The following is a 26,314-nucleotide window of genomic DNA, read 5'->3' as shown; positions in this document are numbered from 1 at the left end:
CCCAAATCTGGGTCCCCGAAACGCTACGCCGGGTGCAGCGCCACGTCACCGGCCGCCACCACGAGGCGCCCGCAATCCTGCACCGGGGCGCCGGGGCGGCTGACGAAGGGCAGGGCGCGGAAGGTCGCAAAGCAGTGGTGGCCGGTGAAATGCTGCACGGCATAGCCGCGGCGGTTGTTGTGGAAGGCGATATGCGGGTTGGCCGCCAGCAGCGCCGCCGTGCCGCGCCGCTGGTCGCTGCCATCGCCCTCACTGCTGATCGAGGTGGCGGTGAATTCGCAGGCCAGCGCCGGCCCCTCCGGCTCCGCCGCCACCGTCGCGGCATAGGCGCTGTGCACATCGCCGGACAGCACCACCACATCCCTCGCGGCGCGTTCGTGCAGCCCGTGCAGCAGGCGGGTGCGGGCGGCGGGGTAGCCATCCCATTTGTCCATGCCGATGGCGCCATTGGCAAAGGTTCGGGCGAACATCGGCACCTGCTGCGCCAGCACCTGCCAGGTGGCGGGGTGGGCGGCAGCACCCTCCAGCAGCCAGGCTTCCTGTGCCGCGCCGAGCATCTGCGCCTCCGCCCGCGCCACCTCCGCGCAGGGCGGCTTGGTGCCGTCGCCGCAGGGCTGGTCGTCCCGCGCACCGCGCGTGTCCAGCAGGTGCAGCGCCACGTGGCGGCCGAAGCGGAGGCGGCGATGGGCGCGGATGCGCGGCCCCTGCGGCAGCGCGCTACGGCGCACCGGCATGTGCTCGTACCAGGCCTGGAAGGCGGCGGCCTTGCGGAGGTCGAAATCCAGGCCGCGCTCGCCCCAGCCGCCCACATCGCCGGTCCAGTTGTTCGCCACCTCATGGTCGTCGAAGGTCACGGCGAAGGCGTGCGCGGCGCTGGCGGCGGCCAGGTCCGGGTCCAGCCGGTACTGCGCGTGGCGGGTGCGGTACTCGGCCAGGCTGAAGGTCTCGCCGCCCGCATGGCTGCGGATGGTGGATCGCCCGGCGGAGAAGGCGCCGACCGGGCGGGTGGCGTATTCGTAGATGAAATCGCCATAGTGGAAGACGAGGTCCACCTCCTCCCGCGCGATGTGCCGCCAGGCGGTGAAGAAGCCGTGCTCGTAATGCTGGCAGCCGGCGGTCACCAGGCGCAGATGGGCCGCGGCCTCCGGCAGGGGCGCGGTGCGGGCGTGGCCGGTGGGGCTTTCCTGGCCGTGCAGGCGGAAGCGGTAGAAATGGGGGCGCTGCGGGCGCAGGCCCTCAACCTCCACATGCAGGCTATGCGCCCATTCGGGGCGGGCGATCGCCTGGCCGGCGGCGACGATGGTGCGGAAGCCGGGATCCTCCGCCACCTCCCACGCCACCTCGACCGGCTGCAGGGGCATGCCGCCATCGGGGGCAAGGGGGTCCGGTGCCAGGCGGGTCCAGATCACGAAACCGTCCGGATGCGGGTCTCCGGCGGCGACGCCGAGGCGGAAGGGGTCGCCCGTGAGCCGTGGTTGGGCCAGCAGGCGAGGCGAAAAAACCGGCCCCAGCGCCGCCAGCCCGGCGAGGCCAATGGCGCCGCGCAGCAGGCCACGGCGGGACAATTCGGCCAGATCTCGCCGCACCGATGCCATACCGACTCCACCTTCCCGCGTCGCAATGGAAGCTGTGCGGCGGCGCGGGTGTCTCGGCAAGGGGTGGGTCGGCCATGAGTCAGGCGGGTGGCAGCGGGACGCGGGCTGGCCTATGCAAAGCGGCCATGGCACCCCCTCGCATCCTTCCCCTGCTGCTGCTGCCGGTCCTGGCCCTGGCCGCCTGCCGCCCGAGCTATTCGCCGGACGACTACGCCACTGCCGCCGTGCAGCAGATGAACCGCGTGGAGCAGGCGGTGATCATCGGCCGCCGCCAGGTGACGGTGACCGCGGATGGCAATACCGGGGCTGCCACCGGCGGGGCCGCGGGCGGCATCATGGGCTCCCAGGCGCCGGGCGGGAACATGGCGGGCGCGATCGGCGCGGTGGGCGGCGCGCTGGTCGGCGGGCTGTTCGGCGCGGCGACGGAACGCGTGGCCGGCAGCACCACGGCGGTGGAATACATTGTCCGCAAGACCAATGGCGAATTGCTGTCGGTGACGCAGCGGGATGAGGTTGCGCTGGTGATTGGCGAGCGGGTGCTGGTGATCGCCGGCGCCCAGGCGCGGATCGTGCCGGACTATACCCAGCCGGTGCCGGATGAAGCTGACCGCAGCGCGACGCCCACTACCCTGCCGCCTTCCGTGCCGCAGGCCGCGCCCGCGCCGCCGCCCCCGCCCGTGCCGCAGGCCGCGGAACCGCCAGCGCCGCCGGCACCGCGGCCGATGGGCGAGGCACCGCCCCCCGGCTCGCCCGCCCCAGCGGAGGCCGCCCCCGAGGCGGAACCCCTGGCCGCCCCGCCCGCCACCACGCCGTAGGTTCCTGGCACGCGGCTTGCGCTGCGGGGTGCATGACACGCTTTGCCCTGATCCTCCTTCTCCTCCTGCTGGTAATCCTTCCCCCGGGCACCGCCCGCGCCGAGGCTGGCCTGCTGTGTCGCGCCGCGATCCAGGCAGCCGAACGCGAAGCCGGCATTCCGGCGCATCTTCTCACCGCCATAGGCCGGGTCGAATCCGGCCGGCGGGACCCGGAGACCGGCGCCTTCCACCCCTGGCCCTGGACCATCAATGCCGAGGGGCGTGGGCAGTTCTTTGCCACCAAGGCGGCAGCCATTGCCGAGGTGCAGGCTCTGCAGGCCCGCGGCATGCGCTCCATCGACATCGGCTGCATGCAGGTGAATCTGCGCCACCACCCGGAAGCCTTCGCCAATCTGGAGGCCGCCTTCGACCCGCAGACCAATGCCCGCTACGCCGCGCGCTTCCTGACCGAGCTGCATGGCCGCACCGGGGATTGGACCCGCGCCGCCGCCGGCTATCATTCCATGACGCCGCAGCATGCCGAACCGTACCGCGAGAGGGTGCTGGCCGCCTGGGCGCGGGAACAGGGCCAGCCGCACCCGCCGGTGGCGATGCCGGCCGCGACGGCGCGTGCCGCTCCGCCCGCGGTGCCGCCCGGCTCCGGCGGCGGCGGCCTGTCCAATGGGGCGGAGCGGGCCGCCATCATCGCCGCGCCCTCCGGCACGGTCGGGCGTGGGCTGGATGCCTATCGCAGCCTGCCCGTCCCCATCGCCGGCCGCGCCCGCGGGCTGCTGATGTCCCGCCGGTAACCTACTGTTCAGGTCGGAGATGTAACGTCCCGGTCGGCCCGGTTTCTCGAGACGAGATGCGCCGGCGGCATGGAGCGCCTGATGTCCCTGCGGTTCAAGATCATGTTTCCCGTCTTCCTCCTTGGGCTGGGCCTTGTGCTGCTGCTGGGACAGGCCGGCCTCGCCGCCTGGCAGGCGATGCAGTTGGCGGACCGTCAGCTGCGGGCCGAATCCCAGGTGGCAAGGCTGGTCGAATCCGGCATCTCGCTCGCGGTGGAGCGCGGCACAACCAACGGCATCCTGACCAATCCGGCCGCCGCCCCGGCCGCCGCCTACGCCACGGCACGTGCCGCTCGCCAGTCGGCTGAGGCGGCACGGGATGCGGTACTGCCCGCCTTGGCGGGCCAGCCGGTTCTCGGCCATGCGCTGGCCCGGCTGGCCGAAACGCGCAGCCAGGTCGCGGCGCTGCGCGCCGCGCTGGATGCGGCAGGCGGCCAGCAGACATCGGAACTGCCCCGCCCCGCGGCGTGGTTTCCCGCCACCACCGCGCAGATCGACGCCATCGCTGCGCTGCGCCACGGCATCGAGTTGGCGACCACCGGCGCGGCCGGCCAGCGCGCCCTGCTCGCCGCGCTGCGTGCTGCACTGGCGGACATCGCCGAGCAGGCGGGCCGCGAACGCGGGCTGATGAACGGGCTGATCGCGCAGGGCCGCGCACCGACCCCCGCCGAGCACCGCGCGCTGGGCGGCAACCTGGCGCGCGCCGCGGAAGGCTTTGCCACCGCCGCGAACCTCGCCAACGGCCTGCCTGATGCCGTGGCTGCGTCCCTTGCCGCCGCCCAGGCCACCTGGCGCGATGCGCTGGCGCCCCGGCGCAAGGCGGTGCTGGACGCAGCCGATGCCGGCGGCGCCTATCCCATGACGCCCGCCGAGTGGTTCGCCGAATCAACTCGCGCCATCACGGCCGTGGTCGCCGCGCAGCGCGCCGCCAGCGCCGCACTGGCCGAGGTGGTGGCCGCCGAACGCGCGGCGGATGCCCTGCGGCTCTGGCTGCATGCCGCCGCGTTGCTCGGCGGCCTTCTGGTGGCGGCGGGTGCGCTTGTCTTCCTGGGCGGCAGTGTCGCCCGGCCGTTGCGGCGCGCCATGCAGGCGCTGCGCCAGGTCTCGGAAGGACAGCTTGACCAACCCATCGCGCAGCGCCGCGCCCCCGGCCACCGCGGCGGGGATGAGGTGGATGGCGTGCTGGCGGCGGCGGAGGCGCTGCGCCATGTCGCGCTCCGCGCCCGCGCCACCGAGACGGAGGCCGAGGCGCAACGCCAATCGGCGGCGCAGGACCGGGCTCACGCCATGCGGGAGATGGCCGATCGCGTGGATGGGGAGGTGCGCGGCGCCGTGCAGATCGTCTCCGACCGCATGGCACGGCTCCGCCAGGGTGCCGATGCGGTCAGCAAATCCGCCAGCGTGATCGCCCAGGACAGCGCCACCGTCGCCGCCGCTGCCGAGCAATCGCTGACCGCTGCGCAATCCGTCGCCGCGGCAACCGAGGAACTCACCGCCTCCATCGGCGAGATCGCGCAGCAGGTCGGCCGTACCGCCACCGCCGCCCGCAACACCACCGATCTCGGCCGCCGCGGCGCGGAAACCATCGCCGGGCTGGCCGCCGCCGTGGGCCGTATCGGCGGCGCCGCCTCGCTCATTGCCGATGTCGCGGCGCGCACCAACCTGCTGGCGCTGAACGCCACCATCGAGGCGGCGCGCGCCGGGGAAGCCGGCAAGGGTTTCGCCGTGGTCGCCAGCGAGGTGAAGCAGCTGGCCACCCAGACCGCCCGGGCGACGGAGGACATCGCAAGGCAGCTGACGGAGGTGCGGCAGGCCACGGAAGCGGCGACACTGGCCGTGAACGACATCGCCGGTTCGGTCGCCGAGGTGGATGTGGCCGCCAGTGCCATCGCCCAGGCTGTGGAGGATCAGGCCACGACGACACGGGAGATCGCCGGGATCATCGCCCAGACCGCCGATGCGGCGCGGGAGGTGGCGCAGCGTATCGCCGGCGTATCCCGCGAGACGGCGCGCACCGACGCCCTGCTGACCGCCGTGCGCGCCGACACCAACAGCGCCGGCGAGGCGGTGACGGCGCTCAGCGCCAACCTGGTGCATGCGGTGCGCACCGCGACGCGGGAGACGGATCGCCGCATCGCCCGCCGCCACGCTTCCAGCGCCGCCGCCCGGCTGGTGCTGGGCGCGACGGAGACTTCCGGTCGGCTGATCGACATTTCGGAGGCCGGGCTGGCGATGGCCTGCGATGCCACCCCCGCCATCGGCAGCCGGCTGCGGGTGCTGGTGCCGGAGTTCCGCATCGATGCGACGCTGGTCGTCGTAGGCGCGGGCCAGGGCGCCGTGCGCGGCAGCCTGGAAGGGCTATCCGCCGCTGCGCGCGAGCAGATCTCGCTGCTGGCGGAAGCGGCGGACAGCCCGGCTCAAGCGGCGGCCTGAGCCGTATCCGGCGCCAGCGGCCGCAACTCCAGCCCATCCTCGCCGGCGCTGACACGCACCACCGTGCCGTCATGCAGCGTGCCGGCGAGCAGCAGATCCGCCAGCTTGTCCTGCAGGCTGCGCTGGATCACGCGCTTCAGCGGCCGGGCGCCATAGCTCGGGTCGTAGCCGGCTTCCGCCAGCCATTCCCGCGCGGCCTCGTCCAGCTCCAGCGTGATCTTCCGATCCTCCAGAATGCGCTTCAGGCTGCCGAGCTGGATATCCACGATGGAGGCCATGTCCGCCCGCGCCAAGCGGCGAAACAGCACCACCTCATCCAGCCGGTTGAGGAATTCCGGCCGGAAGCGGTCCCGCACCGCCCGCATCACCGCCGGCCGCGCGGCCTCGATATCCGAGGTCTCGGGTAGCTCCGCGATCGCCTGGCTGCCGAGGTTGCTGGTCAGCACGATGATGCAGTTGCGGAAATCCACCGTGCGGCCCTGGCCGTCCGTCAGGCGGCCATCATCCAGGACCTGCAACAGGATGTTGAAGACGTCGTCATGCGCCTTCTCCACCTCGTCAAACAGGATCACCTGGTAGGGGCGGCGGCGGATCGCCTCGGTCAGCGTGCCGCCTTCCTCATAGCCCACATAGCCGGGCGGGGCGCCGATCAGCCGGGCGACGGCGTGCTTCTCCATGAATTCGGACATGTCGATCCGGGTCATGGCGCGCTCATCGTCGAACAGGAAGTGCGCAAGGGACTTCACCAGTTCGGTCTTGCCGACGCCGGTCGGGCCGAGGAACAGGAAGCTGCCAATGGGCCGGTTCGGGTCCTGCAACCCGGCCCGCGCCCGGCGCACGGCCTTGGCCACCGCCTCCAGCGCCTCCTCCTGCCCGACCACCCGCTTGCGAAGCTGGTCTTCCATCTGCAGCAGCTTGGCGCGTTCGCCTTCCAGCATCTTCTCGACCGGAATGCCGGTCCAGCGGGAGACGACAGCGGCGATCGCTTCTTCCGTCACCGCCTCATTCACAAGCCGCGCATCGCCATCCCCGGCTTCCGCCAGCTTCTTTTCCAACTGAGGAATAACGCCGAAACGTAGCTCCGACGCCTTGGCCAGGTCGCCGCGGTTCTGCGCCAGGTCGAATTCCGTGCGTGCGTGGTCAAGCTGTTCCTTCAGCTTCTGGCTTTCCACCACAAGCGACTTCTCCGCTTCCCAGCGGCTCGTCATCTCGCCGGAGCGTTCCTCCAACTCGGAAAGCTCCTTCTCCAGCTTCAGCAGCCGATCCTTGCTGGCGCCGTCGGTTTCCTTGCGCAGCGCCTCACGCTCGATCTTCAGCCGCATCAGGTCGCGGTCGAGCGCGTCAAGCTCCTCCGGCTTGCTGTCCACCTGCATCCGCAGGCGGGAGGACGCCTCATCCATCAGGTCGATGGCCTTGTCCGGCAGGAATCGGTCCGTGATGTAGCGATTGGACAGCGTGGCCGCCGCCACCAGCGCGCCATCCGTGATGCGGACGCCGTGGTGCAGCTCGTACTTCTCCTTGATGCCGCGCAGGATGGAGACGGTATCCGTCACGCTCGGCTCACCCACCATCACCGGCTGGAACCGCCGTGCGAGGGCCGCATCCTTCTCCACATGCTTGCGGTATTCATCGAGCGTGGTGGCACCGACGCAATGCAGCTCACCCCGCGCGAGCGCCGGCTTGATGAGGTTCGACGCATCCATCGCGCCATCCGCCTTGCCCGCGCCGACCAGCGTGTGCATTTCGTCGATGAACAGCACGATGTCGCCGGCGGCCTCCTCGACCTCCTTCAGAACGCCTTTCAGGCGCTCCTCGAACTCACCGCGATACTTCGCGCCGGCCACCATGCTGCCGAGGTCGAGCGCCATGACCTTCTTGTTCTTCAGCGCCTCCGGCACGTCGCCGCGGACGATGCGCAGCGCCAAGCCTTCCACGATGGCAGTCTTGCCGACGCCGGGCTCACCGATCAGCACCGGGTTGTTCTTCGTGCGGCGGGCCAGCACCTGGATGGTGCGACGGATTTCCTCGTCGCGTCCGATCACCGGGTCCAGCTTGCCCTCGCGCGCCAGCGCGGTCAGGTCGCGCGCATACTTTTTCAGCGCTTCGAACTGGTCCTCGGCGTTCTGGCTGTCCACGGTGCGGCCCTTGCGGAGCGTCGCGATGGCGGCTTCCAGCTTCACCGCATCCGCATTGGCGGCGCGCAGCGCGCGGCCGGACGGGCCATCGCTCGCGGCGAGCGCCACCAGCAGCCGGTCCTGCGCCACGAAGGCGTCGCCCGCCTTGGTCGCGGCCTGCTGCGCGGCATCCAGGACCCGCACAATGTCAGGGGTGAATTGCGGCTGGCCGGCGCCGGCGCCCTGCACCTTGGGCTGGCGGCCGATCTCGGCATCCACGGATTGCTTGGCCACGGCGGGGTCGCCACCGGCGGCGCGGATCAGCCCGGCGGCCGCACCCTGCTCGTCATCCAGCAGCGCCTTCAACAGATGCTCGGGCGTGACCCGCTGGTGGAATTCGCGGATTGCGATGGTCTGCGCCGATTGCAGGAAGCCACGGGCGCGGTCGGTGAATTTCTCGATGTCCATCCTGATGTCCCTCTCGTGAGCGGACTGCGACGCCCCCCGCCCCCGATCGGGCAGCGGAGGGATCGCATGTGTCACTGATGTGGTAAGCGAGGGCGCGGTGCTTCAAGGGCTTTCGGCATGCGTGTTGAACGGATTTCCCGCTACCCGGTGAAGGGTCTGTCGCCGGAGGTGATGGAGGAGGTGGCGCTGACCCCCGGCCAGGGCCTGCCGCATGACCGGCGCTTCGCCTTCGCCCAGGGCGACAGCCCCTTCGACCCGGCAGCCCCCGTCTGGCTGCAGAAGCGGCATTTCGCGTGCCTGATGGCGAATGCGCGGGTCGCCGCCATCCGCTCCGCCTACGACCCCGCCACCAATACGCTGCTGCTGCAGGCCAGGGGCATGGAAAGCCTGGAAGCCGCGATCAACACGCCAGAGGGGCAGGATGCCGCCGCCGCCTGGATGACAGCGTATCTGGGGCCGGAGGCGCGCGGCGCGCTGCGCTTCGCCGAAGCCCCGGGCCATGCCTTCACCGATATCGCCACCAAGGCGGTCTCGATCATCGGCCTGGCCTCGGTGCAGGACCTTGGCGCCCGCTTCGGCATGGCGCTGGACCCGCTGCGCTTCCGGGCCAACATCCTGTTCACCGGCGCCGTACCCTTTGCCGAGTTCGACTGGATGGGCCGGGAGATCCTGCTGGGTGGCGCCCGCCTGCGCGTGTTCAAGCGCACCCAGCGCTGCGCCGCGACCGAGGTGAACCCGGCGACGGCCGAACGCGATGCAGAGCCACCGAAATGGCTGCGGGAGGCCTTCGGCCACGCCGATCTCGGCATTTATGCGGAGGTGATCTCGGGCGGGCACGTCGCGCTGGGCGATGCGCTGGGGCCGGTGCAGGCCGACCTGCTGGGCTGAAGGGCCGGGCACCAGAGCGCCCGGCCAGCGCGATCAATCGTCGCGCTCGTCCCGCTGGTCCGGCCCGGCATCGTCCCGGTCACGGTCCCGATCCTGGGCCCGATCCTGGTCCCGATCCTGGGCCCGCTCATGGCCATTTCCGTTCTGGTGCGCGTAGGGCGTGGATTGGGCGACGCCGCCCTCGCCCTGCTCCGCCTGCCCCTGCTCCCCGCCATCCTGGTCCTGGCCCTGGTAACGGCGCTGCGGCGGGTAGGGCTGCCCGCCCTGCTGCTGCTGGGTCGCCTGGCTCATCGCGTTCAGGATGCGGAAGTAATGCTCGGCGTGCTGGAAGTAGCTTTCCGCCATCACGCGGTCGCTGGCCCCGGTCGCATCGCGGCCGAGTTGCAGATACTTCTCGAAAAGCTGCTGCGCGGTGCCGCGCAGGCGCATATCCGGGCCGTTGCTGTCGAAGATATGGTTGCGGTTCATCGGCTGATGACCGCCGCCACCTCCGCCACCCCCGCCGCCGCCGCCACTCTGGCGATACGGCCCACCGCCGCCGCCGCCCCCGCCACCATGGCGATTGCCGCCACGGCCGCGCATGCGTTTCATGTTCATCGGTATGGCGTTCGCCGTCTCGCAATCGCGCCGCCGGAGCAGGGGAAGCCCCTGCCGGGAACGCGGGATTATCGGGTTGCGTCGTCGCGGCAGGCCTTCATGCGACGGGGGCCAAACCGGACCCGTATCGTCGCGCTCGCCCGGCCGCTTCTGCCGGCGGTGGGGGGCCTCGCCCCTCTCCGCAGCGGTAACTTAATCCCGCGGAGCCGGAGCGACAAACGGTTTTTTTGCAAGAATCAGTGCGCGTTCCACGCCACCGAGGTCTTTTCGGCACCCGAGCAGCCGCAACCCAGCCTCCTGCGCCAGATTCTCCACCGCCGCGCGCTGGCCCTGGCCGAGTTCCAGCACCGCGATTCCACCCGGCACCAGCAGGCGTGGCAGGGCTGTGGCCAGCGCGCGATAGGCGTCGAGGCCATCCGCCCCGCCATCCAGCGCCAGCCCCGGCTCATGCCGCGCCACTTCCGGCATCAGCCCGGGGATGGCGGCCGATTCGATATAGGGCGGGTTGGACAGCACCAGGTCGAAGCGGGTTTGCAGGGCGGCATCCCAGTCCCCGGCCAGGAAGGCGGCACGGTCGGCCAGCCCATTCTCTCGCGCATTCCGCGCGGCCAGCGCCGCGGCCGCCGGGTCCCGGTCCACGCCGATGCCGAAGGCGGCCGGGCGTTCGGCCAGCACCGCCAGCAGCAGGCAGCCGGTGCCGGTGCCGAGGTCCAGCACCCGCAAGGGCGCCGCCGCATCCGGCAGCACCTCCAGCGCCGCCTCGACCAGCGATTCGGAATCCGGGCGGGGGATCAGCGTGGCTGGTGAGACGGCGAGGTCCAGCGTCCAGAAGCCCTGCCGGCCCAGAATATGCGCCATCGGCATATGCGCCAGCCGGGCCTTCAGCGCAGCGCCAAAACGCGCCACGGCTTCGGACGGCACTTTCGCACGGGAATCGCGCAGCAATTGCTCCGGTGTGGCGCCCATGGCGTGCCCGAGCAGCAACCGGGCTTCCAGGCGGGGGCTCTCGATGGCAGCGGCCCGCAGCAGCTGGCCGGCCTGGCAGAGGAAGGCGCCGACCGTCTCGCCGGGTTCGCAGGCGGTCATTCGCCCTCGGCGGCCAGGCGGGCGGCCTCATCCTCCGCGGTCAGGGCGCCGATGATGTCCTCGAACTCGCCCAGCATCACGCGGTCGATCTTGTGCAGCGTCAGGCCGATGCGGTGGTCCGTCACCCGCCCCTGCGGGAAGTTGTAGGTGCGGATGCGCTCCGACCGGTCGCCGGTGCCGACCTGGCCCTTGCGATCCGCCGAGCGGACCCCGGCCAGACGCGCGCGTTCCGCCTCATACAGCCGGGCGCGCAGCACCTTCATGGCCTTGGCCTTGTTCTTGTGCTGCGACTTCTCCTCCTGCATCGCCACCACCACGCCGGAGGGGATGTGGGTGATGCGGACGGCGCTGTCGGTCTTGTTCACATGCTGCCCGCCGGCGCCGGAGGCGCGGTAGGTGTCGATCCGCAGATCGCCCTCGTTGATGTGGACATCGACCTCCTCCGCCTCCGGCAGCACCGCGACGGTGACGGTGGAGGTGTGGATGCGCCCCTGGGTTTCGGTCGCCGGCACCCGCTGCACGCGATGCACGCCCGATTCGAACTTTAGCTTCGCAAAGACGCCGCGGCCCTCGATGCCCGCGGTCGCGCCCTTCACGCCGCCGAGGTCGCTGGCGTCGTAATCCAGGATCTCGAAGCGCCAGCCCTGGGTCGCGGCATAGCGCTGATAGGCGCCGAACAGCTCCGCCGCGAACAGCGCCGCCTCGTCGCCACCGGCGGCAGGGCGGATTTCCAGGATGGCGCTGCGGCTGTCGGCGGCATCGCGCGGCAGCAGCATCAGGCGGATTTCGCGCTCCAACTGCGGCAGGCTGTCGCGCAGCTCGTAGTATTCGGCCTCGGCCAGCTCTCGCATCTCGGGGTCCGCCAGCATCGCCTCCGCCTCGTCGCGCGCCTTTTCGGCGGCGCGGTAGGCCGAGACCTTGGCGACCATCGGTTCGAGTTCCGAAAGCTCCTTGGACAGCGCGCCGACCTGCGCGCCATCCGCGGTGTTCAGCGCGTGCCGCACCTCATCCGCCCGGCTCAGCAGCCGGTCGAGTTTTTGCGGGAGGCTCATGCCGAAAGGCGGCTGACCGCCTCCGCCAGCGGCACCACCGCCTGGCTGCCGGCATCGAGGTCCCGCAACTGCACGGAACCGGAAGCCAGCTCGTCCTCGCCCAGGATCAGCGCGGCGCGGGCCGAGAGCTTGTTGGCGCGTTCCATCCGGCGCTTGAGGTTGCCCTTGTAGGCGATCTCCGCCGGGATGCCGGCGCGCCGCAGATCCTGCAGCAGGCCGAGCGCCGCCGCCTCCTGCGCCTCCCCCACCGGAATCACCGCGACCGGGCGCGGCGCGGGCGGCGTGGCGGCGAGCAGCATGGACAGCCGCTCCACCCCCGCCGCCCAGCCGACGCAGGGGGTGGCCGGGCCGCCCATTTCCTCGACCAGGCCGTCATAGCGGCCGCCCGCCATCACGGTGCCCTGGGCGCCGAGGCGGTCCGTGACGAATTCGAAGGCGGTGTGGCTGTAGTAGTCCAGCCCGCGCACGATCCGGGGGTTCTTACGGGTCGGTACGCCCAGGGTGTCGAGGTGCTTCAGCACCGCCTCGAAGAAGGCGGAGGCCTTTTCGGTCAGGAAGGGCTCGATGGTCGGCGCGGTGGCGACGATACGGCGGTCGCCTTCATCCTTGCTGTCCAGGATGCGCATCGGGTTCTTCTCAAGCCGCAGCTTGCTGTCGGCCGAGAGGCTGTCCTGATGCGACGTGAAATGCGCCACCAGCGCGGCGCGGTAGGCGTCGCGGCTTTCCGCGTCGCCCAGCGTGTTGATCTCCAGCACCACGCCCTCGCTGATGCCGAGGTCTTGCAGGATGTGCCAGCCGGCCGCGATCACCTCCGCATCCGCCAGCGGCTCCGCCGCCCCCAAAATCTCCGCGCCGATCTGGTGGAACTGGCGGTAGCGGCCCTTCTGCGGGCGCTCGTAGCGGAACATCGGGCCGGCGTAGAACACCTTGCGCGGCAGGTTGGACTGGGTCAGCCCGTTGGAGACCAAGGCGCGGCAGATTCCGGCGGTGTTTTCCGGCCGCAGGGTGATGGAATCACCGCCGCGATCCTCGAAGGAATACATCTCCTTGGAGACGACATCCGAGGTCTCGCCGAGGCTGCGGGCGAAGACGCCGGTCGCCTCGAAGATCGGCGTCGCCCATTCCTCATAGCCATACAGCGCGGTGATGCGCCGGGCGGCCGAGATCACGTGGTGATGCGCGCGGAAATCCTCGCCGATCAGGTCACGGGTGCCGCGGACGGGCTGGAGCGGGGAATTGGCCATGGCGTGGCGCGTAACGCGGCGGAAGGCGGCGGGCAAGGGGCGCGCGGGGAAGGCGGATTTGTTGGAGATGCCAGGGCCTCCGGCGCTAGGCTCTGCCAAGCCGCCGCCACGGCGGGTTGGGAGGATCCTGCCATGCCGCCACCCTCACCCGGCTCCGTCCTGCGCCTGTGGTTCGAGGAGGTCTGGAACCAGCGCGACCCGGACCGCATCGCCACCTACTTCGCCCCCGATGCCGTGGCCTATGCGCTGGATGAATCCGGCGCGGATGCGCATGGCCCGGAGGCCTTCCGGGTATTCTTCGAACGCTTCCTGGGGAGCTTCTCCGACCTGCATTTCACGCTGCATGAGGTGGTCGAAGCCGGCCCGATGGCCGTGGCGCGCTGGAGCGCCAGCCTGACCCATAGCGGCAATGGCCTCGGCATCGCACCGACCGGCGCCAGCCTGACCGTCACGGGCATGACCATGGCGCGGGTCGAGGACGGCATGATCCGGGAAGGCTGGAATGAGTGGGACCGCCTGCGACTGGCAACAGGATGCGGCATGCTGGTGCCAGCCGGCTGAAGCGCCCTACTCCGCCGCCTGCGCCGTCTCGGCCGCCGCAGCCACCGCCGCTGCTTCGGCATCCTTGGCCGCCTTCATCGCCGCAGCGCGCGTCTCAACCAGATGCACGATGTGTTCCACCATCTCATCGGTCTTCACCGTATGGCTGGTCTTGCCCATGCCATAGACCATATGCGTGCCCGCGCCGCCGCCGGTCAGGCCGATATCGGTCATCAGCGCCTCCCCCGGCCCGTTCACCACGCAGCCGATGATGGACAGGCTGATCGGCTGGTCGATATGCGCCAGCCGATCCTCCAGCTTCTCCACCGTACGGATCACATCGAACCCCTGCCGGGCGCAGGACGGGCACGAAATCACCTTCACGCCGCGATGCCGGATATGCAGTGATTTCAGCAGGTCCCATCCCACCGAAACCTCCTCCTCCGGCTCCGCGGACAGCGAAACGCGCAGCGTGTCACCGATTCCGGCCCAGAGCAGCGCGCCCAGCCCGATCGAGGACTTCACCGTCCCCGCCCGGCGCCCGCCGGCTTCCGTGATGCCGATATGCAGCGGATGGTCGCAGGCCTCGGCCAGTTGCTGATAGGCGGCGACCGCAAGGAAGACGTCGCTCGCCTTCACGCTGATCTTGAATTCGTCAAAACCTTCCTGCAGCAGGTGGTCGGCGTGCCACAGGGCGGATTCCACCAGCGCCTCCGGGTTCGGCTCCCCGTATTTCTCCAGCAGGTGCTTTTCCAGCGATCCGGCATTCACGCCGATGCGGATGGAGCAGCCATGGTCGCGGGCGGCCTTCACCACCTCCTTAACGCGTTCCTTGCTGCCGATATTGCCCGGGTTGATCCGCAGGCAGGCGGCGCCGGCCTGGGCGGCCTCGATCGCGCGGCGATAGTGGAAATGCACATCGGCGACGATCGGGACATTCACCTCCCGCACGATCTCGGCCAGCGCGGCGGTCGCTTCCTCGGTCGGGACGGAGACGCGGACGATGTCCACCCCGGCCAGTTCCGACTTGCGGATCTGCGCGATGGTGGCCGCCGCATCCTCGGTCGGCGTGTTGGTCATGGTCTGCACGGTGATCGGGCTGCCGGCCCCCACCGGCACCCGGCCGACATGGATCAGCCGCGACTTGCGGCGGGTGATCTCCTGGTAGGGGCGGTAGGACATGGGGTTTCCCTGATCTCTGCCATGCGGCGCGACAGATCGCGCGCCCTCAGCATAGGGTGTCGGCGGCAACTCTCACAGGGGCAAGGCCCGCTCAGCGCTGCGGCAAGGCGGCGGCTGTGGGGCCTTCCGGGCGCTGGCGCAGCCGGTCGGGGGCCAGCGGGATGTTGCGCCGGACGCCGACCTGGTCCTCCAGCACCTCGGACAGCGCACCGTCGACGACGATCTCCAGCCCCTGGGCGCGGCCGGTATCCAGCAGCAGGTTGTCCCGCAGCGGCACGGCCCAGAATTCGCCGGGCCGCAGCACCCGGTTCACCAGGACCTGGCCGGACCGCTGGTCGCGCACCTGCACCCAGGCGCCATCCGGCCCATCCGTCTTGGCGCGCAGCGCCACCCGCGTGCCATCCGGCAGTCCGGGGATGGTGATGGGCGGCGGCGCGGCCGGGATGGGGGGCGGCGCCGGCGCGGCAGCGATGGGGGCCGGCGGCACCACCGGCTGCGGCGCGGCCGGTATCGTGCCGGGTGGCATGGTGCCAGTGGGCACGGTGCCGCTGGGCACGGTGGCCGCCTGGGCCGAGGTATTGGCATTTGACCCACCCGGCGACCCACCTGGAAGCTGGGCCAGCCCACCCGGCGGCGGCAGGGCGCCCAGCGGCAGCGCACCCACGGCCGGCAGGGCGGGGCGGGCGGCGTCGCGGCCAGGAAGCTGGCTGCGGCCCTGTTCCGCCGCCGCCTCCAGCCGCTGCGGCACCGGCGGCACCAGATCCACCGTGCGGTTGCCGGTGCCGGAGATGTTGTACCAGGCCACATAGGCGCCGATCGCCAGTATCGCGCCCACCACCACCACGGCGCCTGCGGGCACGCCCCGTTCCGGCACCGGCTCGGGGAAGATCAGATCCGTCTTGCGGTTCACCCCGGCGCCGGGCAGGTCGCGGAAGCGCCGCACCATCTCATCCGCATCCAGGCCGAGCGCCACCGAATAGGCGCGCACGAACCCCACCGCATAGGCCGGGCCGGGCAGGTCGCGGATGCGGCCTTCCTCCAGCGCTTCTAGATAGGGGCGGCGGATGCGCAGGCGTTGTGCCATTTCCTCCACCGAAAGGCCGAGGGAGAGGCGCGAGTCGCGCAGATCCTCACCCACCCGAGCTGCTTCGGCTCCGCCGGTGTCGATGTGTCGCGGGGTGCGTTTCATGTCATAGGCCACGGCTGAGACACCTACCGCGCTGCACCCAGCCCCGCAAACCGATTCCGGCCGAGGCTGCGCCAATTTTCCGGTTGCGTCGGGCTACCCGCGCCGCGCCGCCAGCGACATCGCAGCTTGTGTGACAAGTTCCTGAACAATCTCCACCACTGGCTGTTCGCGCGTGACCAGGCCCACGCTCTGCCCGGCCATCAGCGACCCGTTCTCGACATCGCCATCGATCACGGCACGGCGCAGCGCACCGGCCCAGAAATGCTCGATCTCGAGCTGGGCGGCGCCCTTCTCCACCTCGCCGGCCAGGAAGCGGCGGATGGTCTCCGCCTGGTGCTCCAGGAAGCGCTTGGTGCCGCCATTCTGCAGCGCGCGCACCGGAATCACGGGGAAGCGTTCATCGAGCTGGATGGTGGGCAGCGCATCGCGCGCCGCGCCGCGGATGAAGGCCTTCTTGAAATTCGCATGCGCGATGGATTCGGTGGCGCAGACGAAGCGCGTGCCGAGCTGCGCGCCGGCCGCACCCATTTCCAGATAGGACAGGATGGCCTCGCCCCGGCCGATACCGCCGGCGACGAAAACCGGCACGTCGCGGATATGCGGCAGGATCTCCTGCGCCAGCACGGTCAGCGAGACGGGGCCGATATGCCCACCGGCCTCGCTGCCCTCGATCACCAGTGCATCGGCCCCCGACCGCACCAGCTTCTTGGCCAAGGCCAGCGCGGGCGCGAAGCACACCACCTTGGCGCCGCCTTCCTTGGCCGCCTTGATGGCGGAACCCGGCGGGATGCCGCCGGCGAAGACAATGTGCCCCACCTTGTGGTCGATGCAGGTCTGGACGAGTTGTTCCAGCCTAGGGTGCATCGTGATCAGGTTCACGCCGAACGGCTTTTGCGTCAGCGCCTGGGTCGCGACGATTTCTTCCGCCAACCGCGGCGGCTCCATCGCGCCGCAGGCAATGACGCCGAAGGCGCCGGCATTGGACAGCGCGGCCACCAGGTTGCGCTCACTGACCCAGGACATGGCGCCACCCATGATGGCGTAGCGGCTGCCGAAGAAGGCGGCGCCGCGCGCCATCAACCTATCGACAGCGGCCAGGCATTCGGCGGGTGGGGTGACGGGCGTCAGCGCATCCATCCGCTCAGCCCTCGCCGCGCCGTTCTGGCGTGGATCGGGCGGGTTCGGGGCCGTCCAGGCCATAGGCGGTGTGCAGGGCCCGCACCGCCAATTCCGTGTAGTCGGCGGAAACCAGCACGCTCACCTTGATCTCGCTGGTCGAGATGACCTGGATGTTGATGCCCTTCTCCGACAGCGTCTTGAACATGGTGGAGGCGACGCCCGCATGGGTCCGCATGCCGATGCCGACGACGGAGATCTTGGCGACATCGGGATCGGCGATCAGCGCCTCGAAGCCGATCTGCTCCTGCTGCTTCTCCAGCAGGTCCTTGGCGCGCGGCAGGTCGGACCGGCCGAGGGTGAAGGTCATGTCCGTGGTGCCGTCGGCGCCTAGGTTCTGGACGATCATGTCCACATTCACATTCGCCGCCGAAAGCGGGCCGAAGACGGAGGCCGCGATACCGGGCCGATCCGGCACGCGGCGGAGCGTCACCTTGGCCTCGTCCCGCGAATAGGCAATGCCGGACACGATGGGCTGTTCCACGATCTCATCCTCATCCACGACAAGCGAGCCTGGCTTGTCCTCGAAGCTCGACAGCACCTGCACCCGGACCCGCTGCTTCATGGCGAGTTCGACGGAACGGGTCTGCAACACCTTGGCCCCGACCGAGGCCAGTTCCAGCATTTCCTCGTAGGAAATCTTCTCCAGCTTCCGGGCACGCGGCACGATGCGGGGGTCGGTGGTATAGACGCCATCCACATCCGTGTAGATGTCGCACCGATCCGCGCGCACCGCCGCGGCGATGGCGACGGCCGAAAGGTCCGACCCGCCGCGGCCCAGCGTGGTGACGCGGTTGTCCGGGCCGATACCCTGGAAGCCGGCGACGACCGGCACCTGGCCCATCTGCATCCGCTCGATCAGCAGCGCGCCCTCGATGCTGTCCACCCGCGCCTTGCCATGCGCGTTGTCGGTGCGGATCGGTACCTGCCAGCCCTGCCAGGACCGCGCATCCACGCCGACCGTCTGCAAGGCGATCGCCAGCAGGCCGATGGTCACCTGCTCACCCGTGGCCACCACCGTGTCGTATTCCCGCGCATCATGCAGCGGCGATAGTTCCTGGCACCATTTCACCAGTTGGTTCGTCACGCCGGACATGGCGGAGACCACCACGGCGACCTCATGGCCAGCCTCCACCTCGCGCTTCACGCGGCTTGCCACGTTGCGGATACGGTCGAGGTCGCCGACGGAAGTGCCGCCGAACTTCATCACGATGCGGGCCATGCTCGGGTCCGGGGGGTAGGTCCAGGGGCTCGGGCGAGGCAACCCCTGTTGCGCCTCGCCGGGGCGCGGACAGATAACGGGGGGACGGCCCGCGGGCAACCATGTCCCAGGTCCGAGGCGGGGGAATACAGCCATGAGTGGTACGACGCTGGCGGCCGAGCGGGCCAAATTCGATGCGCTGGCCGGCCAATGGTGGGACCCGGACGGCCCGATGAAGCCGTTGCACCGGATGAACCCGCTGCGCACCGGCTGGATCGCGGACCGGCTCGGGGGGCGGGACCTCACCGGCAAGACCATTTTGGATGTCGGCTGCGGCGCAGGCCTGGCCGCCGAAGCCTTCGCCCGCATGGGCGCCACCGTCACCGGGCTGGACGCCGCCGGCGCCGCGCTGGCCGCCGCCCGCGCCCATGCGGAAGCGGGCGGGCTGGCCATCGACTACCGCCAGGGCGGGCCCGAGGATTTGCTGGCGGAGGGGCTGCGCTTCGATGCCGTGGTGGCGCTGGAGGTGATCGAGCATGTGGCGGATCGCGCGCAGTTCTGCGCCGCGCTGGCCGCACTCGCCAAGCCCGGCGCGCCGATCTTCGTCTCCACCCTGAACCGCACCGCGCGGTCCTTCCTGTTCGCCAAGCTGGGCGCCGAATACCTGCTGCGGCTGCTGCCGGTGGGCACGCATGACTGGCGCATGTTCGTGACGCCCGGCGAACTCGGCGCCGCGCTGCGGCCCACCGGCTACCGGATCACCGAATTGGCCGGGATGAGCATGTCGCCCACCGGCCAGTGGCGGGCCACGCGGGACCTGGCGGTGAACTACCTGGCCATGGCCCGGCGCTGACCCCTGGGCAAAACCTGCCGGTCAAGGCCGCACTTATCCCCAAAGCCGGGGATTTCCCTGGGGATAAACCGTGGCATGTCCTGTGGAACCCCAGGCGACAGCTTGCCGCGCAGCGATGTTCTTTCTGTGTTCTCGCAACGATGGAAAATATAAATGGATGCGGCCGCTGTATCCGCGGCGCCACATTAATGTTTTCCACATTTGCGGGGGTAAAGCTGTGGAGAAACCAGCGGGAAACTCCCGGCATCCGTCGCACCGAATGTCCGTTGACACGAAGAACACGCTGCCTGGTCAAGCCATGTCGCGCACACGCAGAGCAAAGTCCGCGGTGATATTTCGAAGTCTTAACGGCGACCCAGCCAAGCGGCGAATTCGCGGGCCAACCAGGCGGCCTGGTCCGGCGTCAACTCCCGCTCATGCCGGGCGGGCACCGCCTTGTTGCGGTAGGTGAAGGCGAATCGCTGCACCCACAGCCCCACCAGCCAGTTCGGGCAGGATATCCCCAGATTGGCCTTGATCGCCTCCACCGCCTCCGCCATGCGGAAGGCGCAGGTGGCGTAGTCGAGCGGCAGGATGCGCGGCAGCGCTGCCCAGATGGCCTGTTCGCCGAGGTAGCGCCGCACCGCGGCCACTGTATCCTCCAGCGTCACGAATTCGGCGAAGGCCGCTTCCCCCCGGCTGCGCGCCAGGCGCCCGGCATCGAGCAGGGACAGGCAGATGTCGCGCGGGTCGCGCTGGTTCACATGGGCCGAGACCAGCCCCTGCGCCGCCAGCGCCCGGTATTCCGCCACCCACTCCGGTCCCGGGCAGGCATGGGTTTTCACCAGCAGGATGCGGGATTGGGCCGCCGCCGCCAGGCCGCGCAGGGCTTCCACCGTCAGCGCCTGGGCAAAGTTCACCTTGTGGCTGCCGGGAAGCCACTCGGGCAGCAGGGGCTGGCGGTGGCCGCCGAGGCGGGCCACGGCCTTGGCCAGTTCGAAGGCCAGCGTGCTGCCGGATTTGGGGATGCCGTAGCTGAAGACGAGCATCCGCCCCTCCTCGTTCAGCCGTCCGCGCGCGGCACCCAGGGCAGGCGGGCGATGTCGATGCCGTCCTCGGCCAGCGCCTCGGCCTCGGCCTCCGTGGCCTCGCCGTAGATGCCGCGGGATTCGACCTCGCCACTGTGGATCTTACGGGCCTCCTCGGCGAAGCCGTCGCCGACATAGTCGCAGGATTTCTCCACCTCGGCGCGCAGGCGCTGGAGCATGGCCAGAAGCTGCGCCGGAATTGGCCCGGCGGCAACGCGCTGGGACATGCCGCCATCATCGGGCGGCGGGCTGGTGGGGGCGGGGGTGGGCGCCTCGGCAGACTTCTCCGTCTTCTCCGCTTCCTCCGCCACCGGCACCGGCGCCGCCTTCTTGCGGGATTTGCGGACGGCGGGGGCCATCAGGGCGCGGGTGACCTGGGTGCCGCCGCAATGCGGGCATTCCACCAGGCCGGCGGCAGCCAGCTTCTCGAAGCCGGCGCTGTCCTGGAACCAGCCATCGAACTCATGCGCCGCGCTGCAGCGGAGCTGATAGTGGATCATGCCATCGCGCCTTTGCCGATAACCTGCGTCATCCGGCCAGCAGCGGGTCCAGCCCGCCCTTGCGGTCCAGCGCCATCAGGTCGTCGCAGCCGCCAATATGGCGGCCATCGATGAAGATCTGCGGCACGGAGGTGCGGCCGCCGGAGCGTGTCTGCGCCTCCCGCCGGGCATCGGAGCCGTTGGGGGCGTATTTCTCCTCGAATTCCACCCCCTTCTTGGTCAGTAGCGCCAGGGCGCGCGAGCAATAGGGGCAGAAATCCTGGGTGTAGATTTCGATCTTGGCCATCTTGATGAAATCGGGCCGCGCGCGGCTGCGGTCAAGCCTCCCGTTGCGGTCAGCCTTCGGCCTGCAAGCGTGGGTCCGGCACGCGGGCGGCGGCCAGCACATCCACCGCGGCGGCGCCGGCCGCCAGCAGCGCCAGGGCGCAGGCCTCCGCCGTCGCGCCGGAGGTCATCACATCATCCACAAGCAGCACCCGCAGCCCGGCTACACGCCGCGCCCCGGCCGGCGTCAGGCGGAAGGCGCCGGCGAGCAGGGCGGCGCGGTCGGCCGCGCCGCGATCGCCGAGCGGCGGCGTGACGCGCGGGCGGCGCAGCAGGTCCGGGATGCAGGGGCGGCCGGAAAGCACGGCCAAACGCCGGGCCAGCAGCGCCGCCTGATTGTAGCGCCGCGCCAGCAGCCGCCGCCAATGCAGCGGCACCGGCACCAGCAGATCCGCCCGGCCGAGCAGCTCCGCCCCGGCACGCGCCATCATCGCCGCCAGCGGCCCGGCCAGTTCGGGCCGGTCCGCATGCTTGAAGGGCAGCACCAGGCGTTGCGCGCCGGCATCGTAGCGCAGCGCCGCGCGGGCGGCGGCGAAGGCGGGCGGCCGGGCCAGGCAGGATGGGCAGACCCCGCCCGGCCCGGCCTGGCCGGCATGGATGAAGGGCACGCCGCAATGTGCGCAGAAGGGCGCGGTCACCTGAGTCAGTTGCCGGAAGCAATCGCCGCATTGCGTGCCCTGGCGCTCCACCGGCGCCTCGCAGGTCAGGCAATTGGGCGGCAGCAGCATATCCAGCGCCACCCGGCCCAGCCTGTTGAGCAGGGCGCTACCAGGCGCCGAAGGGGGCATCGCCATCGCGCTCCACCGCATGCACCAGGTCGATCTCCCAGGCGAGATAGGCGCGCATGGCGTCCTCGACGCCGCTGTTGCGGTCATAGGGGCGCAGATAGGCGTCGATGCAGGCCGTATCCGGCGGGTCGGTGCGACCGGCTTCCGGTGGGAAGCCCGCCGCCTGCCAGGCCGCATTGCCGCCTTCCAGCACCGCGACCTCCGCCACGCCCAGCGCGCGCAGTTCCGCGGCGCCGAGCGCAGCCAGATCAGGCGAAGGCGCGGCAACCGCCACCGGCCGTCCCGCCGGCAGGCGCGGCAGCACGGCATCCAGGCGCGTCCGCACGCCCCAGATGGCGCCCGGGATATGGCCGGCGCGGAAGGCGAGCGACCGGGCGAGGTCCACCACCGCCATCGCGCCGGCCCGCACCGCATCAGGCGCCACGCGGGGAATTCCGGGGCGCAGCGCCTCCGGCAGGCGCGGCGTGACGGCGCCGGTCTCAAGCGGGCCTTTCAGGCCGTCGGTGAGGACAAACACCTCCCACCCGCCCAATTGCCGCAGCCAGCCGGCGGTCATCGCGGCGCGGGTGCCGGTATCATCCACCAGCACGATCCGCGCGCCACGCACCGCCACCCAGCCATCGGTGGCCTGCACCAACTGCCCGCCCGGGGCGCTCGCCGAGCCGGGCAGATGGCCGGCGGCGAATTCGGCGGGGTCGCGCACATCCAGCAGATAGGTGCTGCGGCCAACGTCGGCCTGCATCGCCGCCAGCCCGGCCCGATCGGTCCAGCGCACGCCCACCCCTTCGGCGAAGCGGCGGGCGCGGGACAGGGTCTTGGCGGCATCGGCGGGCGTGCCCTCCGCATAGCGCTCCTCGCGGCCGCGATTGCAGGTGAAACCGGCCAGCTCCCAGCCCATGGTGCCGTTCCGCAGCGCGACTACCCGGTTCGGCAGCCCGGCCCGGCGCAGGCTCTCGGCGCCGAGGATGGACCGCGTGCGGCCGGCGCAATTCACCACCACCGTGGTCTCAGGCCGCGCCAGCATGGCGGGCACCCGATAGGCCAGCTCCGCCCCCGGCACATCGATGGCGCCGGGGATGGACATGGCGTGGAATTCGGCCATCGGGCGGCTATCCACCACCAAAATATCCTCCCCGGCCGCCTGCATCGCGGCCAGTTCCGTCGCATCGACGGAGGGGGTTTCGTAATGATGCTCCACCCATTCGCCAAACGCCTTGGAGGGCACGTTCACGCCGGAGAACAGCTCATACCCCGCCGCCTGCCAGGCCGGGGTGCCGCCGTCCAGCACCGCCACATCGGAGCAGCCCAGGCTTTGCAGCACGGCGGACAGGCGTTCGGCATGGCCCTCCCCGCCATCCGTACACACCACCCGCACATCGCGCCGTGGCAGCAAGCCGGGGGCGCGCAGCTCGGCCTGGGACAGCGGGCAGGGCACCGCCCAGAACAGGTGGGAGGCGCCGAACTCCCCCTCCTCCCGCGCATCCAGGATGGCGAGTTCCTGCCCATCCCGCAGCCAGGCCTTCAATGTGGCGGGGGCAATGCGTGGGGTCATCGGTGGCGCGTCCTCGGTCATTGAGGAAAGGCTAGACCGGCTTGCCGCCGGGGCGAAGCGGGCGCATCTGCCGGGGATGGATGCGATGCAGGTTTTCGACCGCAAGCTGGTGCGCCGGCGACGCGACCGGGCGGCGGCCACGGTGGATCAGGTGGCGCCGATCCTGGCGGATTGCGCGGACCGGCTGCTGGACCGGCTGGACGACACCACGCGCCGCTTCAGCCGCGCGCTGGAGATCGGCGGCCGCGGCGTGGTGGCGCCGATGCTGCGGGCGCGGGGTATTTCTTCCGTCATCTCCGCAGACCTGTCGCCCGCCATGGCGGCACGCGCGGGCGGCCTGGCTGTGGCGGCGGATGAGGAATACCTGCCCTTCGCCCCCGAAAGCTTCGACCTGATCGTCGCCTCCCTGTCCCTGCACTGGGTGAACGATTTGCCGGGGGCGCTGATTCAAATTCGGCGGGCGCTGGCGCCGGATGGGCTGTTCCTCGCCTCGCTCCCCGGCCTCGGCACCCTGCAACCGCTGCGCCAGGCGCTGGCGGAGGCCGAAAGCACCCTGCGCGGTGGGCTTTCGCCCCGCATCTCCCCCTTCCCGGAACTGCGCGACGCCGCCGGCCTGATGCAACGCGCCGGCTTCGCCCTGCCGGTGGCGGATGTGGAGGAGGTCGGCCTGGCCTACCGAACCCCCTTCGCCCTGCTCGCGGACCTGCGCGCCGCCGGGGAGGGCAATGCCGTGCTGGCGCGCGACTCGCGTACCCCGCCGCGCGCCCTGTTCCCCATGGCCGCCGCCGCGCTGCCGGAAGGCGCCCAGGGCATCGCGCCCGGCCTGCGACTGCTGATGCTGACCGGCTGGGCGCCGCATGAAAGCCAGCAGAAACCCGCCCGACCCGGCAGCGCCACCCATCGCCTGGCGGATGCCCTCGGCACGGTGGAACGCAAGGCGGGCGAGCAGCCGGACTGACGGCCCCGCACCCCCGCGCCTTGCAACACCAGGGACCGCAGCGCATCTTCACCACCATATATCTCGAATCACGTCTGGACGGTCAGCACATCATGGAGCAGCAAGGCGGCGAGAGCCGTCGCATCACCCTTCACGCCCCCGCCGATTTTGAGGGGATGCGTCGTGCCGGCCGGCTTGCCGCGGAAACCCTCGACATGATCACCCCGCATATCCAGCCGGGGATCACGACGGAGGCGATCGACCGGCTGATCCACGACCACATCCTGGCCCATCACGCCATTCCGGCGACGCTGGGCTATCGCGGCTACACCAAATCCTCCTGCACCTCGATCAACCATGTGGTCTGCCATGGCATCCCGGGGGATCGGGTGCTGCTGGATGGGGACATCATCAATATCGACGTGACGGTCATCCTGGATGGCTGGCATGGCGATACCAGCCGCATGTATGTGGCAGGCCAGCCCTCGACCAAGTCGCGGCTGCTGATGGATGTCACCTATGAATCCATGATGCGCGGCATTGCCGCCATCAAGCCGGGCGCCACGCTGGGGGATATCGGCTACGCCATCCAATCCTATGTGGAGCGCAACCGCTTCTCCGTGGTGCGGGATTTCTGCGGCCACGGCATCGGGCGACGCTTCCATGAACCGCCCAACGTGCTGCATTTCGGCCGCCGCGGCGAAGGCCCGGTGCTGAAGCCCGGCATGTTCTTCACCGTGGAGCCGATGGTGAATGCCGGGCGGCCGGAGGTGAAGGTGCTGGATGATGGCTGGACCGCCGTGACCCGCGACCGCAGCCTGTCGGCGCAGTTCGAGCATATGGTCGGCGTGACGGAGGATGGCGTGGAGATCTTCACCATCTCGCCCGCCGGGCTGCACAAGCCGCCCTTCGGCGGCTGACTGAGCTTGGGGCGGGCCTTTCGGGCGCATGAGCCTCGCGCTCCCGCTCGCCGCCCCCGCCACCATCAAGATCTCCCTTCGGCGGGTGGCGCGCGGCGGTTGAATATCCCCGGGCTTCGTTGCACCCTGCCACCCAAGCAGGGGAGCCAGGATGGCCCGCAAGCCGCAATTCTCCGAGGCCAGCGCCGAATTCGGCGGGCTGTTCACCGCCGTCTCGCCCGCACTGGCGGAGGCGCCGCCGCCCGGCCATCTCGGCCACCGCGCCCGCATGCGAACGCGCCTGCTGACCGCCGGCCCGGACAGCCTGCTGGACCATGAGATGCTGGAGATGCTGCTGTTCCAGGCGCTGCCGCGGCGGGACACCAAGCCCATCGCCCGCGCCCTGCTCGCCCGCTTCGGCAGCTTTGCCAATGCCATCGCCGCGCCCGCGCGAGAATTGCAGCAGGTGGAGGGGATGGGGGAGGCCGGCGCCGCCGCGCTGAAGACCGTGCACGGCGCGGCGCTGCGGATGATGCGGGCGGAGGTGAAGGACCAGCCCGTGCTGAACAACTGGGACCGGCTGATCTCCTACCTTTCCGCCGCCCTGGCCCGCGAATCGATCGAGCAGTTCCGCCTGCTGTTCCTGGATAGCAAGAACCGCCTGATCGCCGATGAGGCGCAGGCCCGCGGCACCGTGAACCACACGCCGGTCTATCCGCGGGAGGTGGTGAAGCGCGCCCTGGAACTGCAGGCCACCGCGCTGATCCTGGTGCACAACCACCCCTCCGGCGACCCCACCCCCTCCCGCGCCGATATCGAGATGACGCAGGAGGTGAAGGCGGCGGCGGCCGTGCTCGGCATCACGGTGCATGACCATCTGATCGTCGGTAACGGCCGCCACCTGTCCTTCCGGCGGGAGGGGCTGCTGTAGCCCGAAACACGGCGCAACCAGGCGACGTTGACCGCGGGCGCCAGGGTTGGGCATGC

At 70.5% G+C, this 26,314-nt stretch carries 24 protein-coding genes; 9 read left to right on the top strand and 15 right to left on the bottom strand.

Annotation, left to right across the window (positions count from 1 at the left end; translation table 11 throughout):
* Positions 1-23: 23 nt before the first annotated feature.
* On the bottom strand, positions 24-1,595 hold the full coding sequence (locus ACFHNC_RS15505; RefSeq protein WP_437170130.1) for an alkaline phosphatase D family protein: 1,572 nt from the start codon (positions 1,593-1,595) through the stop codon (positions 24-26).
* A gap of 125 nt (positions 1,596-1,720) precedes the next feature.
* Here ACFHNC_RS15505 and ACFHNC_RS15500 point away from each other — a divergent pair, with 125 nt between their 5' ends.
* The 3 genes from ACFHNC_RS15500 to ACFHNC_RS15490 all read left to right on the top strand — a co-directional run bounded on the left by ACFHNC_RS15500 (position 1,721) and on the right by ACFHNC_RS15490 (position 5,670).
* On the top strand, positions 1,721-2,410 hold the full coding sequence (locus ACFHNC_RS15500; protein ID WP_437170129.1) for a hypothetical protein: 690 nt from the start codon (positions 1,721-1,723) through the stop codon (positions 2,408-2,410).
* Between the two features lie 32 nt (positions 2,411-2,442).
* Entirely contained in the window at positions 2,443-3,198 is a 756-nt protein-coding gene (locus ACFHNC_RS15495; RefSeq protein WP_437170128.1) for a lytic transglycosylase domain-containing protein, read from the top strand.
* Positions 3,199-3,279: 81 nt separating this feature from the next.
* Positions 3,280-5,670, top strand: coding sequence for a methyl-accepting chemotaxis protein (locus tag ACFHNC_RS15490; RefSeq protein ID WP_437170127.1), 2,391 nt, complete (start codon positions 3,280-3,282; stop codon positions 5,668-5,670).
* Here the strand turns inward: ACFHNC_RS15490 and clpB are convergent.
* Positions 5,655-8,252 (bottom strand): ATP-dependent chaperone ClpB, encoded by a 2,598-nt coding sequence (clpB, locus tag ACFHNC_RS15485; protein ID WP_437170126.1) that lies wholly within the window; start codon positions 8,250-8,252, stop codon positions 5,655-5,657. The two genes, ACFHNC_RS15490 and clpB, sit on opposite strands and share 16 nt — an antisense overlap.
* Positions 8,253-8,369: 117 nt before the next feature.
* Between clpB and ACFHNC_RS15480 the strand changes: the two genes are divergently transcribed.
* The gene (locus tag ACFHNC_RS15480; RefSeq protein WP_437170125.1) at positions 8,370-9,140 is read left to right on the top strand and encodes an MOSC domain-containing protein; all 771 of its coding nucleotides are present in this window, start codon (positions 8,370-8,372) and stop codon (positions 9,138-9,140) included.
* A 33-nt stretch (positions 9,141-9,173) separates the two neighbouring features.
* On the opposite strand, the gene ACFHNC_RS15475 is transcribed toward ACFHNC_RS15480, so the two are convergent.
* The 4 genes from ACFHNC_RS15475 to hisS all read right to left on the bottom strand — a co-directional run bounded on the left by ACFHNC_RS15475 (position 9,174) and on the right by hisS (position 13,119).
* Positions 9,174-9,608: a DUF4167 domain-containing protein gene (locus tag ACFHNC_RS15475; RefSeq protein ID WP_437170124.1), complete on the bottom strand. Its 435-nt coding sequence runs from the start codon at positions 9,606-9,608 to the stop codon at positions 9,174-9,176.
* 321 nt (positions 9,609-9,929) lie between these two features.
* Positions 9,930-10,823 (bottom strand): peptide chain release factor N(5)-glutamine methyltransferase, encoded by an 894-nt coding sequence (prmC, locus tag ACFHNC_RS15470; protein ID WP_437170123.1) that lies wholly within the window; start codon positions 10,821-10,823, stop codon positions 9,930-9,932.
* Complete coding sequence (gene prfA / locus ACFHNC_RS15465) at positions 10,820-11,875, bottom strand: peptide chain release factor 1 (RefSeq protein WP_437170122.1); 1,056 nt, start codon at positions 11,873-11,875, stop codon at positions 10,820-10,822. The genes prmC and prfA overlap by 4 nt, the downstream gene beginning before the upstream one ends.
* Positions 11,872-13,119, bottom strand: a complete 1,248-nt coding sequence (hisS, locus tag ACFHNC_RS15460) for a histidine--tRNA ligase (RefSeq protein ID WP_437170121.1) — start codon at positions 13,117-13,119, stop codon at positions 11,872-11,874. The genes prfA and hisS overlap by 4 nt, the downstream gene beginning before the upstream one ends.
* A gap of 132 nt (positions 13,120-13,251) precedes the next feature.
* Here hisS and ACFHNC_RS15455 point away from each other — a divergent pair, with 132 nt between their 5' ends.
* Positions 13,252-13,680, top strand: coding sequence for an ester cyclase (locus tag ACFHNC_RS15455; RefSeq protein WP_437170120.1), 429 nt, complete (start codon positions 13,252-13,254; stop codon positions 13,678-13,680).
* Between the two features lie 6 nt (positions 13,681-13,686).
* Here the strand turns inward: ACFHNC_RS15455 and ispG are convergent, their stop codons facing one another.
* The 4 genes from ispG to ACFHNC_RS15435 form a co-directional block, all read right to left on the bottom strand.
* A complete protein-coding gene (gene ispG / locus ACFHNC_RS15450; RefSeq protein ID WP_437170119.1) occupies positions 13,687-14,841 on the bottom strand; it encodes a flavodoxin-dependent (E)-4-hydroxy-3-methylbut-2-enyl-diphosphate synthase in 1,155 nt (384 codons plus the stop codon).
* 91 nt (positions 14,842-14,932) lie between these two features.
* Positions 14,933-16,030: a helix-turn-helix domain-containing protein gene (locus ACFHNC_RS15445; protein WP_437170118.1), complete on the bottom strand. Its 1,098-nt coding sequence runs from the start codon at positions 16,028-16,030 to the stop codon at positions 14,933-14,935.
* A 93-nt stretch (positions 16,031-16,123) separates the two neighbouring features.
* Positions 16,124-17,167 carry an NAD(P)H-dependent flavin oxidoreductase gene (locus ACFHNC_RS15440; protein ID WP_437170117.1) on the bottom strand — a complete coding sequence of 348 codons (1,044 nt, stop codon included), beginning with the start codon at positions 17,165-17,167 and terminating at the stop codon, positions 16,124-16,126.
* A 4-nt stretch (positions 17,168-17,171) separates the two neighbouring features.
* The gene (locus tag ACFHNC_RS15435; RefSeq protein ID WP_437170116.1) at positions 17,172-18,428 is read right to left on the bottom strand and encodes an aspartate kinase; all 1,257 of its coding nucleotides are present in this window, start codon (positions 18,426-18,428) and stop codon (positions 17,172-17,174) included.
* A 133-nt stretch (positions 18,429-18,561) separates the two neighbouring features.
* Here ACFHNC_RS15435 and ubiG point away from each other — a divergent pair, with 133 nt between their 5' ends.
* The gene (gene ubiG / locus ACFHNC_RS15430; RefSeq protein WP_437170115.1) at positions 18,562-19,260 is read left to right on the top strand and encodes a bifunctional 2-polyprenyl-6-hydroxyphenol methylase/3-demethylubiquinol 3-O-methyltransferase UbiG; all 699 of its coding nucleotides are present in this window, start codon (positions 18,562-18,564) and stop codon (positions 19,258-19,260) included.
* A 344-nt stretch (positions 19,261-19,604) separates the two neighbouring features.
* On the opposite strand, the gene ACFHNC_RS15425 is transcribed toward ubiG, so the two are convergent.
* The 5 genes from ACFHNC_RS15425 to ACFHNC_RS15405 are packed head-to-tail and all read right to left on the bottom strand — an operon-like array spanning position 19,605 to position 23,491.
* On the bottom strand, positions 19,605-20,288 hold the full coding sequence (locus tag ACFHNC_RS15425) for a hypothetical protein (RefSeq protein WP_437170114.1): 684 nt from the start codon (positions 20,286-20,288) through the stop codon (positions 19,605-19,607).
* Positions 20,289-20,302: 14 nt separating this feature from the next.
* A complete protein-coding gene (locus tag ACFHNC_RS15420; RefSeq protein ID WP_437170113.1) occupies positions 20,303-20,827 on the bottom strand; it encodes a DUF1178 family protein in 525 nt (174 codons plus the stop codon).
* A 28-nt stretch (positions 20,828-20,855) separates the two neighbouring features.
* Entirely contained in the window at positions 20,856-21,113 is a 258-nt protein-coding gene (gene grxC / locus ACFHNC_RS15415) for a glutaredoxin 3 (RefSeq protein ID WP_437170112.1), read from the bottom strand.
* A 49-nt stretch (positions 21,114-21,162) separates the two neighbouring features.
* Positions 21,163-21,939, bottom strand: a complete 777-nt coding sequence (locus ACFHNC_RS15410; RefSeq protein ID WP_437170111.1) for a double zinc ribbon domain-containing protein — start codon at positions 21,937-21,939, stop codon at positions 21,163-21,165.
* Entirely contained in the window at positions 21,917-23,491 is a 1,575-nt protein-coding gene (locus ACFHNC_RS15405; protein ID WP_437170110.1) for a rhodanese-like domain-containing protein, read from the bottom strand. The genes ACFHNC_RS15410 and ACFHNC_RS15405 overlap by 23 nt, the downstream gene beginning before the upstream one ends.
* Before the next feature lie 76 nt (positions 23,492-23,567).
* Here ACFHNC_RS15405 and ACFHNC_RS15400 point away from each other — a divergent pair, with 76 nt between their 5' ends.
* The 3 genes from ACFHNC_RS15400 (at position 23,568) to radC (ending at position 26,258) form a co-directional block, all read left to right on the top strand.
* Positions 23,568-24,449, top strand: coding sequence for a methyltransferase domain-containing protein (locus tag ACFHNC_RS15400; protein WP_437170170.1), 882 nt, complete (start codon positions 23,568-23,570; stop codon positions 24,447-24,449).
* A 92-nt stretch (positions 24,450-24,541) separates the two neighbouring features.
* Entirely contained in the window at positions 24,542-25,348 is an 807-nt protein-coding gene (gene map / locus ACFHNC_RS15395; protein ID WP_437170109.1) for a type I methionyl aminopeptidase, read from the top strand.
* Between the two features lie 151 nt (positions 25,349-25,499).
* Positions 25,500-26,258: a RadC family protein gene (gene radC, locus ACFHNC_RS15390; protein ID WP_437170108.1), complete on the top strand. Its 759-nt coding sequence runs from the start codon at positions 25,500-25,502 to the stop codon at positions 26,256-26,258.
* Positions 26,259-26,314 lie beyond the last annotated feature (56 nt).

The sequence above is a fragment of the Falsiroseomonas sp. E2-1-a4 genome, assembly GCF_051433165.1.
Classification (GTDB): Bacteria; Pseudomonadota; Alphaproteobacteria; order Acetobacterales; family Acetobacteraceae; genus Falsiroseomonas.
This window is presented reverse-complemented; position numbering and strand designations above follow the sequence as displayed.

Bases quoted from the DNA above. Each gene is read 5' to 3' on its own strand.
- ACFHNC_RS15505 (WP_437170130.1), bottom strand. From the start codon at position 1,595: ATGGCATCGGTGCGGCGAGATCTGGCCGAATTGTCCCGCCGTGGCCTG.
- ACFHNC_RS15500 (WP_437170129.1), top strand. From the start codon at position 1,721: ATGGCACCCCCTCGCATCCTTCCCCTGCTGCTGCTGCCGGTCCTGGCC.
- ACFHNC_RS15495 (WP_437170128.1), top strand. From the start codon at position 2,443: ATGACACGCTTTGCCCTGATCCTCCTTCTCCTCCTGCTGGTAATCCTT.
- ACFHNC_RS15490 (WP_437170127.1), top strand. From the start codon at position 3,280: ATGTCCCTGCGGTTCAAGATCATGTTTCCCGTCTTCCTCCTTGGGCTG.
- clpB (WP_437170126.1), bottom strand. From the start codon at position 8,252: ATGGACATCGAGAAATTCACCGACCGCGCCCGTGGCTTCCTGCAATCG.
- ACFHNC_RS15480 (WP_437170125.1), top strand. From the start codon at position 8,370: ATGCGTGTTGAACGGATTTCCCGCTACCCGGTGAAGGGTCTGTCGCCG.
- ACFHNC_RS15475 (WP_437170124.1), bottom strand. From the start codon at position 9,608: ATGAACCGCAACCATATCTTCGACAGCAACGGCCCGGATATGCGCCTG.
- prmC (WP_437170123.1), bottom strand. From the start codon at position 10,823: ATGACCGCCTGCGAACCCGGCGAGACGGTCGGCGCCTTCCTCTGCCAG.
- prfA (WP_437170122.1), bottom strand. From the start codon at position 11,875: ATGAGCCTCCCGCAAAAACTCGACCGGCTGCTGAGCCGGGCGGATGAG.
- hisS (WP_437170121.1), bottom strand. From the start codon at position 13,119: ATGGCCAATTCCCCGCTCCAGCCCGTCCGCGGCACCCGTGACCTGATC.
- ACFHNC_RS15455 (WP_437170120.1), top strand. From the start codon at position 13,252: ATGCCGCCACCCTCACCCGGCTCCGTCCTGCGCCTGTGGTTCGAGGAG.
- ispG (WP_437170119.1), bottom strand. From the start codon at position 14,841: ATGTCCTACCGCCCCTACCAGGAGATCACCCGCCGCAAGTCGCGGCTG.
- ACFHNC_RS15445 (WP_437170118.1), bottom strand. From the start codon at position 16,030: ATGAAACGCACCCCGCGACACATCGACACCGGCGGAGCCGAAGCAGCT.
- ACFHNC_RS15440 (WP_437170117.1), bottom strand. From the start codon at position 17,167: ATGGATGCGCTGACGCCCGTCACCCCACCCGCCGAATGCCTGGCCGCT.
- ACFHNC_RS15435 (WP_437170116.1), bottom strand. From the start codon at position 18,428: ATGGCCCGCATCGTGATGAAGTTCGGCGGCACTTCCGTCGGCGACCTC.
- ubiG (WP_437170115.1), top strand. From the start codon at position 18,562: ATGAGTGGTACGACGCTGGCGGCCGAGCGGGCCAAATTCGATGCGCTG.
- ACFHNC_RS15425 (WP_437170114.1), bottom strand. From the start codon at position 20,288: ATGCTCGTCTTCAGCTACGGCATCCCCAAATCCGGCAGCACGCTGGCC.
- ACFHNC_RS15420 (WP_437170113.1), bottom strand. From the start codon at position 20,827: ATGATCCACTATCAGCTCCGCTGCAGCGCGGCGCATGAGTTCGATGGC.
- grxC (WP_437170112.1), bottom strand. From the start codon at position 21,113: ATGGCCAAGATCGAAATCTACACCCAGGATTTCTGCCCCTATTGCTCG.
- ACFHNC_RS15410 (WP_437170111.1), bottom strand. From the start codon at position 21,939: ATGCCCCCTTCGGCGCCTGGTAGCGCCCTGCTCAACAGGCTGGGCCGG.
- ACFHNC_RS15405 (WP_437170110.1), bottom strand. From the start codon at position 23,491: ATGACCCCACGCATTGCCCCCGCCACATTGAAGGCCTGGCTGCGGGAT.
- ACFHNC_RS15400 (WP_437170170.1), top strand. From the start codon at position 23,568: ATGGATGCGATGCAGGTTTTCGACCGCAAGCTGGTGCGCCGGCGACGC.
- map (WP_437170109.1), top strand. From the start codon at position 24,542: ATGGAGCAGCAAGGCGGCGAGAGCCGTCGCATCACCCTTCACGCCCCC.
- radC (WP_437170108.1), top strand. From the start codon at position 25,500: ATGGCCCGCAAGCCGCAATTCTCCGAGGCCAGCGCCGAATTCGGCGGG.